The sequence below is a fragment of the Segatella copri genome, from assembly GCF_009494395.1.
Taxonomy (GTDB): Bacteria; Bacteroidota; Bacteroidia; order Bacteroidales; family Bacteroidaceae; genus Prevotella.
Window position 1 is genome coordinate 1 of sequence record NZ_VZCB01000076.1, and the last position, 16,887, is coordinate 16,887.

Annotated in this window: 13 protein-coding genes and 1 pseudogene; 9 read left to right on the forward strand and 5 right to left on the reverse strand. The window is 44.3% G+C overall.

The genetic code is table 11. The annotated features are described in order from the left end of the window. Positions 1-448: 448 nt before the first annotated feature. Positions 449-1,459, reverse strand: a complete 1,011-nt coding sequence (locus F7D73_RS09025) for a site-specific integrase (RefSeq protein ID WP_153124047.1) — start codon at positions 1,457-1,459, stop codon at positions 449-451. A gap of 245 nt (positions 1,460-1,704) precedes the next feature. Here F7D73_RS09025 and F7D73_RS09030 point away from each other — a divergent pair, with 245 nt between their 5' ends. From F7D73_RS09030 to F7D73_RS09065, 9 genes and pseudogenes are all read left to right on the forward strand, one after another. Next, complete coding sequence (locus F7D73_RS09030; RefSeq protein ID WP_153124049.1) at positions 1,705-4,890, forward strand: SusC/RagA family TonB-linked outer membrane protein; 3,186 nt, start codon at positions 1,705-1,707, stop codon at positions 4,888-4,890. A gap of 28 nt (positions 4,891-4,918) precedes the next feature. Beyond that, positions 4,919-6,553, forward strand: coding sequence for a RagB/SusD family nutrient uptake outer membrane protein (locus F7D73_RS09035; protein WP_153124051.1), 1,635 nt, complete (start codon positions 4,919-4,921; stop codon positions 6,551-6,553). Positions 6,554-6,818: 265 nt separating this feature from the next. Beyond that, positions 6,819-7,055 (forward strand): annotated as a pseudogene (locus F7D73_RS09040) (DUF2442 domain-containing protein); the annotation flags it as partial. 293 nt (positions 7,056-7,348) lie between these two features. Further along, a complete protein-coding gene (locus tag F7D73_RS09045; RefSeq protein ID WP_153124053.1) occupies positions 7,349-8,659 on the forward strand; it encodes an ATP-binding protein in 1,311 nt (436 codons plus the stop codon). Positions 8,660-8,684: 25 nt separating this feature from the next. Continuing rightward, entirely contained in the window at positions 8,685-8,861 is a 177-nt protein-coding gene (locus F7D73_RS16385; protein WP_367383712.1) for a Fic family protein, read from the forward strand. A gap of 106 nt (positions 8,862-8,967) precedes the next feature. Beyond that, on the forward strand, positions 8,968-9,111 hold the full coding sequence (locus tag F7D73_RS09050; RefSeq protein ID WP_153124055.1) for a hypothetical protein: 144 nt from the start codon (positions 8,968-8,970) through the stop codon (positions 9,109-9,111). Positions 9,112-9,115: 4 nt separating this feature from the next. Beyond that, positions 9,116-9,415 (forward strand): DUF7724 family protein, encoded by a 300-nt coding sequence (locus tag F7D73_RS09055; RefSeq protein ID WP_153124057.1) that lies wholly within the window; start codon positions 9,116-9,118, stop codon positions 9,413-9,415. Beyond that, positions 9,396-9,635, forward strand: coding sequence for a DUF7723 family protein (locus F7D73_RS09060; RefSeq protein WP_153124058.1), 240 nt, complete (start codon positions 9,396-9,398; stop codon positions 9,633-9,635). Before F7D73_RS09055 ends, F7D73_RS09060 begins: the two co-directional genes overlap by 20 nt. A 13-nt stretch (positions 9,636-9,648) precedes the next feature. Continuing rightward, positions 9,649-9,909, forward strand: a complete 261-nt coding sequence (locus tag F7D73_RS09065; RefSeq protein ID WP_228117700.1) for a DUF4160 domain-containing protein — start codon at positions 9,649-9,651, stop codon at positions 9,907-9,909. Between the two features lie 86 nt (positions 9,910-9,995). On the opposite strand, the gene F7D73_RS09070 is transcribed toward F7D73_RS09065, so the two are convergent. The 4 genes from F7D73_RS09070 to F7D73_RS09085 form a co-directional block, all read right to left on the reverse strand. Continuing rightward, positions 9,996-10,868 carry a FimB/Mfa2 family fimbrial subunit gene (locus F7D73_RS09070; RefSeq protein WP_153124062.1) on the reverse strand — a complete coding sequence of 291 codons (873 nt, stop codon included), beginning with the start codon at positions 10,866-10,868 and terminating at the stop codon, positions 9,996-9,998. A 345-nt stretch (positions 10,869-11,213) separates the two neighbouring features. Next, positions 11,214-13,655 carry an endo-1,4-beta-xylanase gene (locus F7D73_RS09075; RefSeq protein WP_194256883.1) on the reverse strand — a complete coding sequence of 814 codons (2,442 nt, stop codon included), beginning with the start codon at positions 13,653-13,655 and terminating at the stop codon, positions 11,214-11,216. A gap of 19 nt (positions 13,656-13,674) precedes the next feature. Next, on the reverse strand, positions 13,675-15,081 hold the full coding sequence (locus F7D73_RS09080) for a glycan-binding surface protein (RefSeq protein WP_153124066.1): 1,407 nt from the start codon (positions 15,079-15,081) through the stop codon (positions 13,675-13,677). Positions 15,082-15,126: 45 nt separating this feature from the next. Further along, on the reverse strand, positions 15,127-16,866 hold the full coding sequence (locus F7D73_RS09085) for a RagB/SusD family nutrient uptake outer membrane protein (RefSeq protein ID WP_153124068.1): 1,740 nt from the start codon (positions 16,864-16,866) through the stop codon (positions 15,127-15,129). Between the last annotated feature and the right edge of the window lie 21 nt (positions 16,867-16,887).

Here is a 16,887-nt window from a genome sequence, read left to right on the forward strand (position 1 = left end):
TCAGCTGTTACTGCTTTTTTTGAATTATGCAAGGTATAAACGCGGAGCCGCTTACCTTGCATCAGGTGAAGAGTGGTGAAGAGTGGTGAAGAGTTGAGCTCACTCTTCACCACTCGCACCCCTTGTGTTTATCGGTGTTTCAAGCGATTTGGTGAAGAGTGAAGAGTGAAATCGAGAGTAGGATTTTTACGGGCAAAACAGCTCAAGCTGCAACCTCTATTCCAAATCACGATGATAGTCCTGTCGAAATTTTCCTCCCGACGTATTATTTTGGGCCCGGCAATGGCACAAAATTGCCCCAGTAGAGGGCAACATCGTGCCATAACCAGGCAATAACTGGAATGAGGCTACTTTCAAAAGCAAATGAAGCCTATTTCATTGACCGATGAAGCCTATTTCAATGGCAAACGAAGCTTGTTTCAATAATCGGTGAAGTTTTCCGACAGAACTACAATCCCAAATCTTGCATCAAAGACTGGTTTGCTTCGAACAGATCGGAATCAAAAAGGCTTTTTATATAGATAAAGGTGGTTGAAGATTTAGTATGCCCCAAAGCCTTGCTTATCAAGCTGATGTCCAGATGATGAAGATAAGCTATGCTTGCCCATGAATGACGAACCACGTAAGAAGATAAGGGTTTAGCCAGCCCCAGCATCTTAGACAACTGATGAAGATTGTAGTTGTACTGGCGCAATCGAGCCGTATATAGACGATGCTGTTGGGCAGAAACTGATGGTGAGGAAACAGTATCTTCCACCTTGTCTGAAAGTATCGGAAAGACAAATTCTGAATCTCTTTGTTCATATCGCATGATGATTTCAAGCATCGCAGGCAATAGTGCGACCTGTATCTGCTGTCCCGTCTTATGCCGGGCATAATAAATACATCCGTTTCGCAATTGGCTTTTCTTGAGATAGGCAATATCAACAAAAGGCATTCCCATCGCATAAAAAGAAAACAGGAAGATGTCACGAGCAAAGGAAAGAGAACTTCCAGGTTGTAGCGGCAAGGCTTTGAGCTGCAGAATTTCTGATTGTGAGATACAGCGTTTCTCGGTCTTGGTCCTCCCCGTAAACACTTTACTGAATGGAGCTATATTGAGAAACGGCAATACTCTATGATGCATAGCCCGCAAAGCCCGCATATAAGCAGAACATGTGTTCAGGCAGATATTGCGCCCCAGCAGCCATCGCTGATAGTTTTCCAGCTTTTCTGCCGTCATATCAGAAAAAAGCCAGTTGTCACTACCAATGAACTTTGTAAAGGAATGGGCAGCAGTAAGGTAATTACCAGCAACTTTAAAGCGTCCTTGCTGTTTTGCCCTCTCCACTTCACCTTTCACGAAGTCCCATCCAGGAATCTCCAACACAGCCTGCTCATCTGCCTGATTCGCAGAATCAGAAATCTTACCCTCACTCTTACTTCTTCCGAAACCGAATTCTAACTTGAAATACGCCATAACTTAAATGTTTAAATGATTAAAAATAAAGAATTTACGAAAATATACCCAAAGGTATGACACATCCTGTTAATTCCAATAGCTTTATTGTGAAAAATCACCGTTATCCCCATAAATCTCCACCTCGGGGCAAGAGGAGGGGACAAAAATATGATGATAACTCCTTGTGAGTAATCATATAAGAAAAATAGAGGGAAAGAAATTATAAACATTATATATTCATTTATTTAAAACGAGAGAGATTTATGGAAAAAAGACTCATGACAGTAGTTGCAGGTCTTGCTCTCAGTACGAGCATGGCTTTTGCACAAAGTCAAATCTCTGGTCACGTGACCTCTTCTGAGGACGGAAGCCCTGTTATCGGTGCTTCTATCAAGGTTGCGGGCACTAACACAGGTACAGTTACCGACATTGATGGTAACTTCTCTTTGAACGCTCCAGCTGGAGCTAAGTTGGAGATTACATACATCGGTATGCAATCTAAGACAGCCAAGGCTTCTTCTAACATGAAGATTGTTTTGGATGCAGACAACCATTCTTTGGATGACGTTGTTGTTGTGGCATACGGTACAGCTAAGCGCCAATCTATTACTGGTTCTGTTACTGCTGTTGATTCTAAGGATATCGAGAACCGTATCTCTACTTCTGTAACAGGTGCACTCGAAGGTGCTGCTCCTGGTGTACAGGTTAATAGTTCATACGGTGAGCCAGGTAAGGCTCCAACAATCCACATTCGTGGTGTCGGAACCTTGGTAAAGGATGCTGACCAGCCTCTTTATGTGGTAGATGGCGCAGCTTTCGATGGTAACATCTCTGAGTTGAACCCTAACGACATCGAGAGCATGTCTGTATTGAAGGATGCTGCTTCTGCTGCCCTTTATGGTAACCGTGCTGCCAATGGTGTTATCTTGATTACTACCAAGCGTGCAAAGTATGGCATCAAGCCTACTATCAATCTCCAGATCAACAACGGTGTTTACACTCGTGGTATTGGTGAGTATGAGCGCTTGAATGCAGACCAGTGGATGGAGGCATCTTGGTTGGCAATGAAGAACTACGCTATGTCTGGTTCTATGGGCCTGGATGCTACAGCTGCAGCTCAATACGCTACAACTCACTTGATTAGCGACTATGTAAAGCGAAATATCTACAATGCAAAGGATGATGCTCTGTTTGATGCAAATGGCAAGCTGATTGCTTCTCGCCTCTCTGGTTATGACGACCTCGATTGGCAGGATGGTGTAGAGCGTACCGGTCATCGTCAGGAGTACAATGTCTCTGGTGCTGTAAGTGGTGAGAAGTTTAATGTTTATGCTTCTGCAGGTTACTTGAACGAGAAGGGTTATACCAAGAACTCTGCTTTCGAGCGTTTCACTGGTCGTATCAACTCTAAGTTCACTCCAAACAAGTGGTTCGAAGGTGGCATCAACTTGAGTGGTAATGTTTCTAACCGACAGTTTAACGATAATGCGAGTGGTAATGCTTATGCTAACCCATTCTATATCACCCGTTACATGGCGCCAGTCTATCCTATGTATATGCATAATGCAGATGGTAGCTATGCGCTTGACGAGAATGGTGAAAAGCAGTTTGACGTTACTTCAGAGTACCTCTCTAACCGTAACATCGCATACGAGATGGTTGCGGACAAGGATAAGACTCGTCGTGCAGTAATCGATGCACAGGTTTATGGTAAGATTAATTTGCCATACAACTTCTCTGTGATGGTAAAGGCTAATGGTAACAATAGTACATCTAACCGCCAGTCTTACAACAACCCTAACATTGGTGATGGTGCTGCAAACAATGGTCGTTTGATTAGCTATGCATACCAGTATGCTACCTATACAGCCCAGGAGTTGTTGACATGGAATCAGACCTACGGTAAACACAACGTAGATGTTCTTGCCGGTCATGAGAACTATAGCTGGGAGAGAAAGATGACCCGTGGTATGAACACCAATATGGCTGTTGCAAACAACTTTGTTATGAGTAACTTCCTGACAAATTCATTCTTTGAGGGATTTGACGATGTAGATAAGACTGAGTCTTATTTGGGTCGTATCCGCTATAACTATGATGAGAAATACTTCGCAGACTTCTCATATCGTCGTGATGGTTCTTCTCGTTTTGCAAAGGATGCTCGCTGGGGTGATTTCTATTCATTCGGTTTGAACTGGAATGCCAAGAAAGAGAACTTCCTGCAGGATGTAGAATGGTTGAACGACTTGCGTGTACGTGCTTCTTATGGTGAGGTTGGTAACAATGCAGGTGTAAGCCTCTATGCTTATCAGGCTCTTTATGAGATAGATAAGAATGGTGGTAACACAGCCTTGATCAAGCAATCTTTAGCAGCTCCAAACATTAAGTGGGAGACAACTCAGACTGTAGACTTTGGTATTGAGGGTAGATTATTCAATCGATTGAACTTCAGCATCGGTTACTTCGACAAGCGTTCTAAGGATCTTCTTTTCGAGGTTCGTTTGCCATATTCAGCTGGTTCATACCCTCATAATCAAGACATGTCTAATATGTCACAGTATCAGAATATTGGTACCATCTCTAACCGTGGTTTCGAAATCGCTTTGAGTGGTGAGATTATCAAGAATCAGGATTGGAACTGGACCGTTTCTGCAGATGCTACCACCTTGAAGAATAAGGTAATCAAGTTGCCTGGAGGTAAGGATATTCTTCATGGCGTACAGAAGTATTCTGAGGGACACTCTGCATACGAGTTCTTTACCTATCACTTTGCAGGTGTTGACCAGATGACTGGTAATTCTTTGTATGATATTGCCGATGACAATGTTGAGGCAGCTAAGGCTGATGGTACACTTGTAACCATTAATGGCAAGAACTATACAACAGAGACTGCTAATGCTGAGCGTAAATGGGCTGGTACAGCTCTGCCTTCAGTGTATGGTTCATTCGGTACAAACCTCCGTTGGAAGGACTTGAGTCTTGGTGTATTGTTTACCTATAGCTTGGGTGGCAAGGTTTATGATGCTTCTTATAGAAGCTTGATGAGCACATCTTCTGCTTCTTCAGCATCAGCTAATCATAAGGACATCCTGAAGTCTTGGAATGGTGTGCCTGAGGGAATGACAGAGTCATCTCTAAATCGTCTCGACCCTAATGGAACTCCTGTCATCGACTTCAATCGCAGTACCTATAACAACGATACAAGCGACCGTTGGTTGACAAGTGCAGATTATCTCATCTTCAAGAATATCAATCTGACTTACAACTTGCCAAAGGCATGGATCCAGAGCATGGGTATCCAGGGCTTGCAGGTTAAGGCAGGTGCAGAGAACTTGTTCACACTTACCGCCCGTAAGGGTATGAACCCTCAGTACAGCTTCAATGGTGATTCTGATGATACATACGTAAGTGCACGTGTATTCAACTTCGGTTTGTCTGTAACATTCTAAGGGAATAATAAAATAAAGAGAAAATAAGATGAAAAATTATATAAATAAGATATTCGGTTGCGCTATTTTAGCTTCTGCAACAATGCTGGCATCTTGTGGCAGCGATTATCTCGAAACCAAACCGACAAGTTCTGTTGGTTCTGAGGATGCGGTAGCAACAACAGAGATGGGTTACAAGGCTTTGAATGGTATCGCTCGTTGCCAGACTACTCAGCATTATGCTTTCTCACAGGGCTTTGCTGGCGAGAATGCCATCATGCGTCTTTATGAGAACTTGCCAAGCCAGAATTATAATTATAATGCCTATGCAAATGGTTGGGCTCCTATCCATAATCAGACATTCCATAATAGAACTAACACAGTCTATGATGGATATGCTTGGTATTATTATTATCAGCTCATCGGTCAGGCTAACACAATCATTGCTCGTATTGATGCAGCAGCAGGAAGCGAGTCTGACAAGAAGTTTATCAAGGCTTCAGCCTTGGCTTTCCGTGCTTATAGCTACGAGAAGTTGATTCACTACTACTGCTATCGTTGGCAAGACAGTAACAATGGCGCTTCACAGGGCGTGGTTCTTCGTCTTGATGAATCTACAGGCGATGCTCCATTTGCAACATTGGCAGAAACAGTAAATCAGATTTACAAGGATTGCCAGGAAGCGATTACCTTGTTTGGCGAAAGTGGCATCGATCGTCCTGCAGCTGAGGTTTGGATTCCTAATGCAAACGTTGCTCATGCTGTTTATGCACGTGCAGCTTTGTTCCGTCAGGACTACCAGACTGCTGTTGATCAGGCTAAGCTTGCTAAGCAGAATTATCCTTTGATGAGCAATGCTGATTATAAGGCTGGTTTCTGTGAGCCAACATCTGAGTGGATTATGGGTAGTTATGGTGGTGATACTGAGAATAACTGGTATTGGTCATACGGTACACAGGGTGCTTGCAATGGTTACTATGCTACTGCAGAAGGCAATAACACAGGTGCTGGTACCATCGGCCATGAGTTGATTTCCCGCATTCCAAACAATGATGCCCGCAAGCAGAACTTCTTGACAGAGGATAAGTTCCCTAACCTTGACCTCTCTAAGGAGTCAAAATCTTACTATACATTTGGTATTCTTGGAATGATGGATGATGACATTTATGCACAGGCAGATTCTATCGTAAAGGCTCATGCTGTAAAAGGATTAAATGCACCTTATCAGGCTGGTTTCTATTACTTGGATGCCAATTTGAAGTTCTTTGTAACTGGCCTGCCAGGTGTCAGCTATTTGCCATTCATCCGCTCTAGCGAGATGGTACTGATTGAGGCTGAGGCAAATTACTTCCTGGGCAAGACTGCAGAGGCTCAGGCAGCATTGGTTGAGTTGAATGCTACTTCTGGTCGTAACCCAGAATATACCTGCACCAAGACTGGCGAGGAGCTTCTTTCAGAGATTCAGGACTATCGTTGTCTTGAGCTTTGGGGTGAGGGCTTCGAGTGGAGCGACTTCAAGCGTTGGAACAAGGCTGTTGTCCGCAAGTCATTTGCTGAAGGTGGTAATGCACATCCGTCTGTTGCCATCACTATCAATCCAGAGGATGGCAACAAGTGGACATGGGGCGTTCCTCTGAACGAGACCGACTACAATGCTGATGCAACTGCTCCAAAGATTAACTAATCAAATCTTTCGGAATAGTATAATATAATAAGGTGTATCCTTCTTGCCCAACATATCGGGCAAGCGGGATACACCTTTTTCTTTTTATCTCCCTCACCCTCAAACATTTTCCAATAAATCCTTGCTTCTTTCAGAAGAAAAGCGTATCTTTGCAGCAAGATTAGCTGCACTAGGCAATCTGAAAGCAAGCTTTCATTGCTCTCGCTGGCATAATCTATGCTAAAAATAAGATATTATGGAGTAATATAGAGTAAATCGCGTTTGGGTTGACGATGCCCATATTTGGGCAGAAACCCAAAATGGCTGGAAGGCTAACTATCCTTTCAGTCGTTGGAACCGTCTTGCTAACGCCACACCTGCCCAACGTAAGGCTTTCGTATTGAGCAGATATGGTATTCATTGGCCTGAATTAGACGAAGATTTATGCTTTGAAGGACTGTTCGCAGATGCTGGTATATACAAACCTTCAAATGCAGAAGATACTATTTATTATCAAACATAATAAAAGTTTTTTTGCTGCAGAAAGATAAGTGAATCATTAAAATAAGGAGGTAGATATGGACAAAAAGAAAAATGAAAACTTCTTTCTGAAACTTGTTAAGATTAAGAAAGAGATACGTGATTGTGTACAAAATGGAAGAGACCTGAAAGATGTAGAGAAAAACTATGGTATCAGATTCTCTAAACCCCTATAGTATTAAAAGATGACTGACCTGCTGAAGATTGATCATCGTAAGTGAGTATGACGCATTTCTTCGGAAGGAACGAAGAAGACAAAGAAACAAAAAGGCGACTATGAACATAGAGGAACTTGAAAGGCTTATAGCCAACGATGAAAACATACATTTGGAGTTGAAAAAAACTACAGGTGAGTTAAAAGATGGGATGCACACTGCCTGTGCATTCCTCAATGGTGCTGGCGGTTGGCTGGTGTTCGGCGTAGCCCCTAAGTCTCTTAAAATTCTCGGACAGGAGGTTACGGATAATACGCAAAGAGAGATTGCCCAAGCGTTGAGTGGTCTCGAACCAGCAGTTTCGATTGACATTCAATACATTGACGTGCCCGATAGACCTGACTGTCAAGTCATAGCAATGTATTTCGAAGCATTCGTTTGGGGAACGGCGCCTTATACCTATCATGGTAGCCCATATTATAAGGTTGAAAGTACCACAAAGCTGATGCCTCGTAATATGTTTGAGGAACGGCTGCGTGCCAACAAACCAAACTATTATGCCTGGGAGAGACAGACGGCTGACAACATAACCATTGATGATATGGATGAAAAACTCATCAGAGGAGCTATACGACTCGGCGTGGAGAAGAACCGCATGCCAGCCACGGCTTTGACAGAACCTCTTTCGGATGTACTCAGAAAACTTGAACTAATGAACGATGGCGTTCCCAATAACGCTGCTGCAGCCCTGTTTTCCACCAAATTAAGGGGTTACACGCAGATGCAGCTACGTTTGGCTCGTTTTCGCGGAATCAATAAGATAGAGTTCATCGACAACCAAAGGGTGGAAGGAAATTTCTTCCAACTCCTTGATGCCGGAATGGCTTTCTTTTTGAAGCACCTGAATATGAGTGGCAAAATTGTTGGCTTCCGTCGTGAGGAAAATATGGAGGTGCCAGCAGAAGCGTTGAGGGAAGCCCTTACAAACTGCCTTTGTCATAGGCAGTTTGAAAAGTACAACCTTACGCCAAGCATTGCCATATATGATGACCGAATTGAGATTGAGAATCCTGGTGTGTTGCCGCCACAGCTTAACACAGAAACAATCAAACTGTCACATAGTTCCTATCCATACAATCCAATTATGGCAGAAGTGCTTTACCGCACCACATTCCTAGAAAGTTGGGGTTCTGGCGCATTCCGTATTATGGAGGCTTGCAAGGCGCAGAATGCGCCTGAACCGAAGTGGAGCATCAACGGTGGCTTCATTTGCGTGACATTCGTGCGGCCTATAACCGATCCGATGAAGACTCCTGTGGGAATACAACTGGAATTAAATTTGAACCAAGTACGAACCAAGTACGAACCAAGTACGAACCAAGTACGAACCAAGTACGAACCAAGTAAAAGATTTAATTCTTGCTGTTTCTGAAGATTATTTATCAATAGGAGAAATGATGAAAACTTGTGGATTAAAGAGTCGACTGAGATTTAGGACAACCTACATTCTGCCAGCCCTCGACGAAGGGGCTATAGAGCGTAGATATCCTGATATTCCAAAACATCCTCGCCAACAATATAGGTTGACAGAACAAGCTATAGAGTGGAAACGTGAACAAAAGAAAAGTTCATAGACCTTTTGCCCATATTGAAGAAAGTACAATCACAAATTGTGACTTTGAACGCAGGGGTATGGCAAAAATAAAGAATGCAGAATAATTTAAAACAAGGAGGTAGAATATGGATTTATTTGATAGCAAAAGACAAGAAAGATTAGAGGCAGCAAGAAAGGCTTCTACTGCCAGTAAAGAAGCAGCAAGAAAATTTCTTATTGAGGCTGGAATATTGTTGCCAAACGGAGAAATTGCACCACATTTGAGATAAAGTTATGAACAAGGAGAATCTTTCATCAGTAGCGTTACTCTCTAATCAGGGAGATATGACTTCTTTTCGATATGGCAATAATAATATCCGATTTCGTTCTCCAAAATGCCTCAAACAATATACAGAGGTTAAGGAATGGGATAATGGATATATTGTTGTTATGGCAGATTATGAAGGTTTGGGCGAAACGGAAGAGTATATTGACCTTTTGCCCATATTGAAGAATCTGTATATCAATCCTGAGACTTTTCTCAAACCAATCAAGTCAGTAAAAATAGATTATCATGAAGGAAGAAGAAATTAAATCTGTAGCAGAAAAAGCTATGATGATTGTTTGCGGATATGCATTTTCGCAAAATGAAGAGGGCTTTATACGTGTAGTGTATCTACACCCGCCATACCATGCTCTTGTGATGACGAGCGAGGGGGAAGTAACAGAAACCAATATGGATGATATAGAAATCTGCATCGTTCAAAAGTATTGGAATCGAAATAAAAAATTAATGGAGCAAGCTTATGCCTAAATATTACGACTTTATGATATGTGGGTATTATCTCTATTTTACTTCCCATTGTATAGTAGAAGCTATGCATGTACATGCCAGTGACCGGCACTTAACTGAATCAGGTTCTGCTAAGTTATTTGTTATGGGAAATGGTGATACCATCGTAAAAGAGCAGGGTGTTCTGACCAATAAAGAATTGAGAATCATTCGTGAATTCATAAAAGACAACTATCAGGAAATGTTCTTAAAATGGTCGGAAATGAGCAATAATGGATTTTATCGTGGAGAATAATTAAAGATAAGGTGTATCCTTCTTGCTCAACATATCGGGCAAGCGAGGATACACCTTATTTTAAATATATATACGATATACTCCAGCTAGAATGTCTTGGAATACTTACTTTCTTCTAATGCCGTGTCGGAAACAGTAAACGAAGTGGTACTGCTATTATTGAAGAAATTACCCTCGTAACGGGTTAACTTACCCTTTACCAGATGTACATTGTCAAAATTGCACTCCTTGATGACCTTGCCATTCTTGTCCTTAGCCTGAGACTTTACATGAAGATTCTCTACATCATCAGCCTTCAAAAGCGTATAGACCGTGAAGAATAAATGCTTGTACTGGTACTTCTTGGCATCAAATACTCTTTCGTAATGGATAGGAGCCTCTGTCTTGCATGTGCCGGTAGCAGGATTGAATACCACACCGCAATCTCCGGAAATATCTATGGATTCGCCGGCTACATTTAATGGAGTTTCAATAGAGCTCCTGAGAACGAAGGCACTCACGCCCCGTGACAATGTTGCATCAAAATTCTGGTTGCTTACTTGAGGACTGACCGTAATATCCTTATAGGCATACACCATATCGGTGACCTGATCATTCGGAAATCTGACTTCGGTAGCCGACTTGATGGTAATACGATTATCTAAAGGCATAGGGGTTACTGCGGCTACAGCCACCATGTGGTAAGTGCCTTCAGGAACATCTAAGGTTACCTTGCCGAAATCATCGCCCAGACTGTCCTGTCTTACGACATAGCCTGAATCATTCTCGGAATCAATAGGTATCAATGCTACCTCCAGTTCTGAAAACCTGTGGCAGGCAGCCAAGGTCGTTTTGTTATCAGCACGGGTGGAATGCATACGTGCCGATGAGACATCTGAGGCAGAAGAGATATCTTCTATCGTTTTCTCGAAGAAGCTGATGCTTACCTCATGGTTCGTTACCTGTGATGATTCATTCATCACGTTTTCCTTGGAACAACTACATAAAAGTAGTATAGCGGAGACCAGCATCAGGCCTATGCTTTTACTGTTGTTCATCTGCTTCTTTTCGTTTGAGTCAGACGCCGGAACCCCCGGTATTATCGGCTAGTACGCATTTGAATGATACAAGCAAATAGCTTTTGTACTAACGTTGCACAAATATAGTGAAAATATGAATCCGTTGTACTTTTACTGACTTATTTCTTTGTTTCCTTAACAATTTATAACGAAAGAGGGCGATACACCATAGAGAATGCATCGCCCTTAGAAAGATTAAGTATGAATATCTAAACTGTAGAATCCATTTGGCATTGTGGCTTTCAATTACTTATCTACTGTAGAAGATACATTGTTCTTCTCGTAATAAGCCTTATATTCATTGCCACCATACTTGAGCCCGAGGTCTTCGCCTGCTATTCCATCGCAGAAACCCTTGTAAGCCCACTTGCGCTTGTAGTCCTTGTCGAAGAGGTTAGGCACCTGACCCTTGAGCCAGTATTCGTGCTCAGCCTCGTTATCAGACAAGCTCCAGATGGTAATACCGCTCTGCTGAGCTGCTGGTACGTTAGCCTTATAGCTCTCCATAATCATGCGGTAGGCATCGCTCTGTGCCTTGTACTGATTAGATGAAGGAGAAGCTGTGCCGAGAGAAAGATCGAGCTCTGTAACGCGAACCAGCTTGCCAGTAGCAGCCATGGTCTGGAACATAGCATCTACCTTCTCCTTGAGAGCTGCAATATTGGCTGCATTCTTCTCTGCATCATCGCTGCAGGAAAGAGATACGTGCATCTGGGTTCCGATACCGTCTACGATAGGAGTACCATTCTTCTCGTCGATTTCCTTGACGAACTTGATAAGAGCATCAAGCTTGTTAGGTGAGGTCTCCAGATTGTAGTCGTTCACGAAGAGCTTGGTCTCTGCTGGCAGATACTTGCGTGCCAACTGGAATGCCTTTACTGGGTAGTCCTTTACATAGTAGCCCCAGTACCAGTGGTTACTGCCCCAGTTGAGGGTCAAACCGTCTGCCTCTGTCTCTACAGGAGCTGCATCGTACATGGTCTGCTCATCTTCTGTCCATGTTCCACCGAAGATGCCTTCGTCGATTCCGCGATATTTGTTGCTGCCGTCAGCGATAGGCTCGTTGATGACATCGTAGCCATATGGAGTTACGTTCTTTTCCTTCAGGTGTTCTGCCATGCCCTTTACCCAGGCATCCATTGCACCTTCGAGAGCAGCCTGTTTCTCGGCAGCGCTCTTCAGAACAAAGTACTTGCGGCTGGCACGGGTAACCTTTCTTGCCTTACCGTTGGAAGCCTGGATGTACTGGATGCCTCTGGCTGCTGCATTCTGATCTTTGGCAAGTCCGAACTTGATATTATCAATGTAATAGGTGCCGCCTACCTTGCCATAGTTGAGGATGATGCGGTTGGCATCATCGTAAGCAGGGGTAAAGGTGAATTCGCATTTCACCCAATCGGTACCTACGCTGAAGGTATTGTAACCGCCCTGAGAACTGTATGTGGTTCCATTCTGATACTGGAACTGCAATTCACCTGCAGGAGAAGTAGACTTGGCATAGAACTGAATGATGTACTTCTTGCCTTCCTGCAGCGCATCGTCAAAGGTATAGGCACACTGAGCTTCCCAGGCATTGCCATCACCCTTGTTCTTCAAGGCGAGACCCTTGCTGTTGTTGTAACCAGCGCCTTCTTCTACTTCGGCACTTTCCTTGTTGCTACCCCAGGAACCCCAATTGCCTGTGGTTCCACCTTCAAAGTCAGATGCATCGCCTGCCATCACATTCTCCATAGGGTCATCCTGCTTCAAACCAAACTGGATGTCATCGATGGTATAGGTAGCTCCAACCTTACCAAAGTTGAGGATGATGCGGTTCACATCGTCATATTTGTCGATGGTAAATTCATACTGGAAGGTTTGCCAATCGGTACCAACAGTGAAGGAATTATATCCACCCTGAGAACCGTATGTACTGCCATTCTGATATTGGAACTGCAATTCTCCGGCAGGAGAAGTAGACTTTGCCTTGAACTTGATGACGTAGGTCTTGTTCATCTCCAAATAGTCATTGAAGGTATAGGCGCACTGAGCTTCCCAGGCATTGCCGTCACCCTTGTTTTTCAGAACGAGGGCTGCTGACCCATCCTGTCCGGCTCCTGATACAACTTCAGCACTTTCCTTGTTGCTGCCCCATGAGCCCCAACCGCCAGTGCTTCCACCATTGAAGTCGGATGCATCGCCAGAGAGAACATTGGCAATATCACCATCACTTTCTACTACGAGGGTAGGGGCGATGAGTGATTTCAGATAGCTTTGGTTCTGCTGGGTGTGCCAGAAGAAGTTATGACCGTAGAGCTTCATGTTGCCATCCAATGCTTCGATGAGCTTGTCCACAGTTGCGAAGTTCAGGGAACCGCTGTTGCCCATGATGGCATCGTTCTTCATGGCATTGCCAGGAGTAAAAATCTGATAGTTGGCATTGGCAAGGCTGCCTTCTCCATTGGCATTGTTGATATACAAGTCTGCACCCATGCCGATACCAATCAGCATGTTAGGAGTATTCTGCTGGGCATAGTCCTTGATGTTGTCGTAGTTGGCGATGACTTCCTTCACGGCAAGAGGAATCTCTGCTGAGGTTACGTCAGCGTGGTCGGCTGGCTTGCCCCATTCCATGAGCTGGTCGTCGCAACCAGTGAGTAGCATCACTGATGCTACTACTGGTATGAATATCTTATTGATTTTCATCATGATTTTCATTTAAGGGTTATTATTCTGTAGCTGTTTCGCCATCATTGAAGTCCTTTACTGCAATAGACTTGGTGCTGACAACGCGGAGGTTGTCGACATAAATCTTCTGGTTGAAGGTACTTGCCTTGTACTTGATGGCATCAGAGAATTCCAGGTCGCTGTTGACGAGGAATAATACCAGGTTCTTGTATGAACCGCTGTTGCGGTCTTCTACAATCTTCTGGAAGGTTACATCAGCTGCTTTCTCCGGGTCGTAGTTACCGAATGCTGTCATCGGAATGGTGATGGTCTGCCAGCGTTCACCGGTGGTGAATGGGGCATGAGAGCCATCCTTTTCATTCAACCATGGAATCCATACGGTAGCTGTGTTGGTATATTCATCGCTATACTTTGTAGCAGCAGAACCCCATCCATAGTTTGCCAGATTGTTCTGGAGAGAAATTTCGAGCTGACCCGTCAGATCCCAAGGTTCAGGACAGTAGATGTCGAACTGGATAGCTACTTCTGATGCCTTGGTCTCGGCAGGAATCGTGCCATACATGCGGCTCCAGTCGTCATTGGCATTGTCATTACCTGCTGTAGCCCAGTATTTGGCATTGCCACCTGCATCCAAACCGCCTGCATCGAGTACTGATAGTGGTGCGAGCAATGCAACCTTGCCACGACCGCTGTTGAGAGGATCGTCTACGAGATCGTCTGTACCGTAAGTTGCGCTCCATGAACCCAGTTCGCCCTTTCCGTCGAAATCGGTGATGAAGTCGCCGAAGTCGTTGAAATAGGTAGGAGTCTTGGCTGTACCGTTAGCGCCTTCACTGGTGATAGAGCCAGACTTGGTGAGGTCGGCTGTGCCAGGAACGGTAAAGCTGTACCATTTGCCGTCTTCATCGTTACGGATGCCACTTGTTATTTCTGTACCATCAGGTAATGTGACCTTGGTGGTTTCCTGCAGGTTGGCACCATATACGGTTACAGTTTCGCCAGCCTTAGGTAGAGTGTTGTCTACGCTGGTAATGCTAGGAGCTGCCGCACGGATGGTGAACTCGTAAGTCAACTTGTTGTTATCATTCTTATAGAATACGATGGTATTGCGTACGCTGACGTTAGCTTTTTCTACTGGTGTAGCTGCATTGAGCGTTACCCATACGTTGTTGTCAGTCATCAGAGCGTTGTTGAAGTAGGTCTCGTATCCATTTACGTAGATTCTCTTCAAACCGCTGAAGCCTGAGCCTTCGATTCTGAGCAACTGTCCCAGTCGGGCAAACTCCACAGGACGGTCTTTGTTGACTTCATCGTCCACATTCTCCAGATATATCTGGTTAATCTTCATTGTTGCCGAGCTTCCGCCGTTGTCGTCATCGCTGCACGCAGCAAAGCTGAATGCTGCCAATGCAAGGCACAATGTCCAGAGATATTTCATTGTTTTCATAATTCTCTAAATATTAATGATTAGTTATACAGGTTGGAATGCCTGTTATTTAAACAAATCGGTGTCCTGCACCTCGCGATCGCCAAACTGATAAGCCACGGTAGCGATATTGCCGCTTGCATCCGGCTTCAAGAGTGGGTTCTTGGTCTGGTCGGTATCTGCGATAGGCAAAGTCAGGTTCTTGGCTGTAGCTGTTGCTACGCTAGGGCCTGGCTCTGCATAATCCTCGCTCAATACATATTCGTGGGTTGCTGACTTGTAGTAGCTGGCATTGCGATGCTGGTGATTGACATAGTTCACCATCTCCTGCTGCTGATAATATCCGCGACGGACGATGAAGTACCAGTACAATCCCTCGAATGCAGTCTCTACACGGAACTCATGGCGAATGTCCTCGAAGGTGAGGCTATTCTTGGTTGCAACACCTGCACGGGTACGGAGTGCATTGAAATACTTGAGAGCCGTAGCATCTGTAGTCTTTCCGTTGTTACCCAATGTAGCTTCTGCATAGTTGAGATAAACTTCTGCAAGACGCATCATATAGGTATTGATACCAGAGTTGTTGTTGACAGCAAAGCCGTTGACAGCATTGGTACCGATGACGTACTTCTTGATATTGGCACCTTGTGAACCTGCGTTCTCGGTCTCACCATATACGTATGGTTTCTCAGGATTGGCAGATAATTCAGGATAAGATTCGCCATAAGATGCAATACAGTTGTGGCGACGGATGGCATCATCCACCTTTGTACCGAGCGTCTGGTCTTCATATTCCTTGAATTCTTCCCAAAGATCGTAAGAACAATAGGTAGAACCACCCCAAGAGTTTCCCTGGTTAACTTGAGTACTCCAGGCAAGGAAACGGGTCATTGACTGTGCCAGACCGCCTTCTGCACCAGCCTGGAACTGTAACTGGAAGACGCTCTCGCTATTATTATTAAAGGTAGAGGCTGCAAACAATTCGGCATAGGTATCTGTCAGTTTATAAGGCCCCTCTTCAATAACAACTGCTGCTGCCTTCTTGGCTGCATCGAGATAATACTCATTACGTGTGCCACGATTGGCATCTGTTGCTACGTTGCTGCCGTCATAGCGTCCGCTGGTAGTCAAACCTGCCATTGACAGATAGAAACGGCTGAGCATGGCATAGGCTGCATACTTGTTGACACGGCCTGTGGCAGGAGATGTTGATGGCAGATGAACTGCGGCATACTCCATATCACGGATGGCAAACTCGATTCCATCGGCTACAGGGTTAGGACTTACAACATAGTTGTTGACCAGATCCTGGGTGTTGTTGTAGATAACGGCACAACCCCAGAGTGAACTGATATACCAGTAAGCCAGACCACGCATGAAGCGAGCCTCTGCAATACCTTGTATCTTTGCCGTCTCACTTACATTAGCTGTAGAGTTGTTGGCGATATTGTTGATGGTATTGTTTGCCTGAGCTACAACAGAATAAAGCGCTCCCCAAGCTTCGGTAAGACCGGTGGAAAGACCTGTCTCGGTGAAGTTGGTATATGGATAGACATAGCCTGAGTATTGGGCGGTGATGTTGTTGGCACGTCCATCGCCCATACCATAATAGAACTTATCATTGAAGTCGTACCACACATAGCTGTAAAGTGGCATGACTGCCTGTGAAACTGCCTCGTCATTATCGAAGAAGTTGTCCTGCGAAATCTGGTAGGAATTCTTCTGCTCGAGGAAGTCATTGGCGCAGCTGGAGAATGAGAGGATTCCCGCTATCGCCAGTGTATATTTCAATATGTTAGTTTTCATATTCTCTTTTCTTTTGAAGTT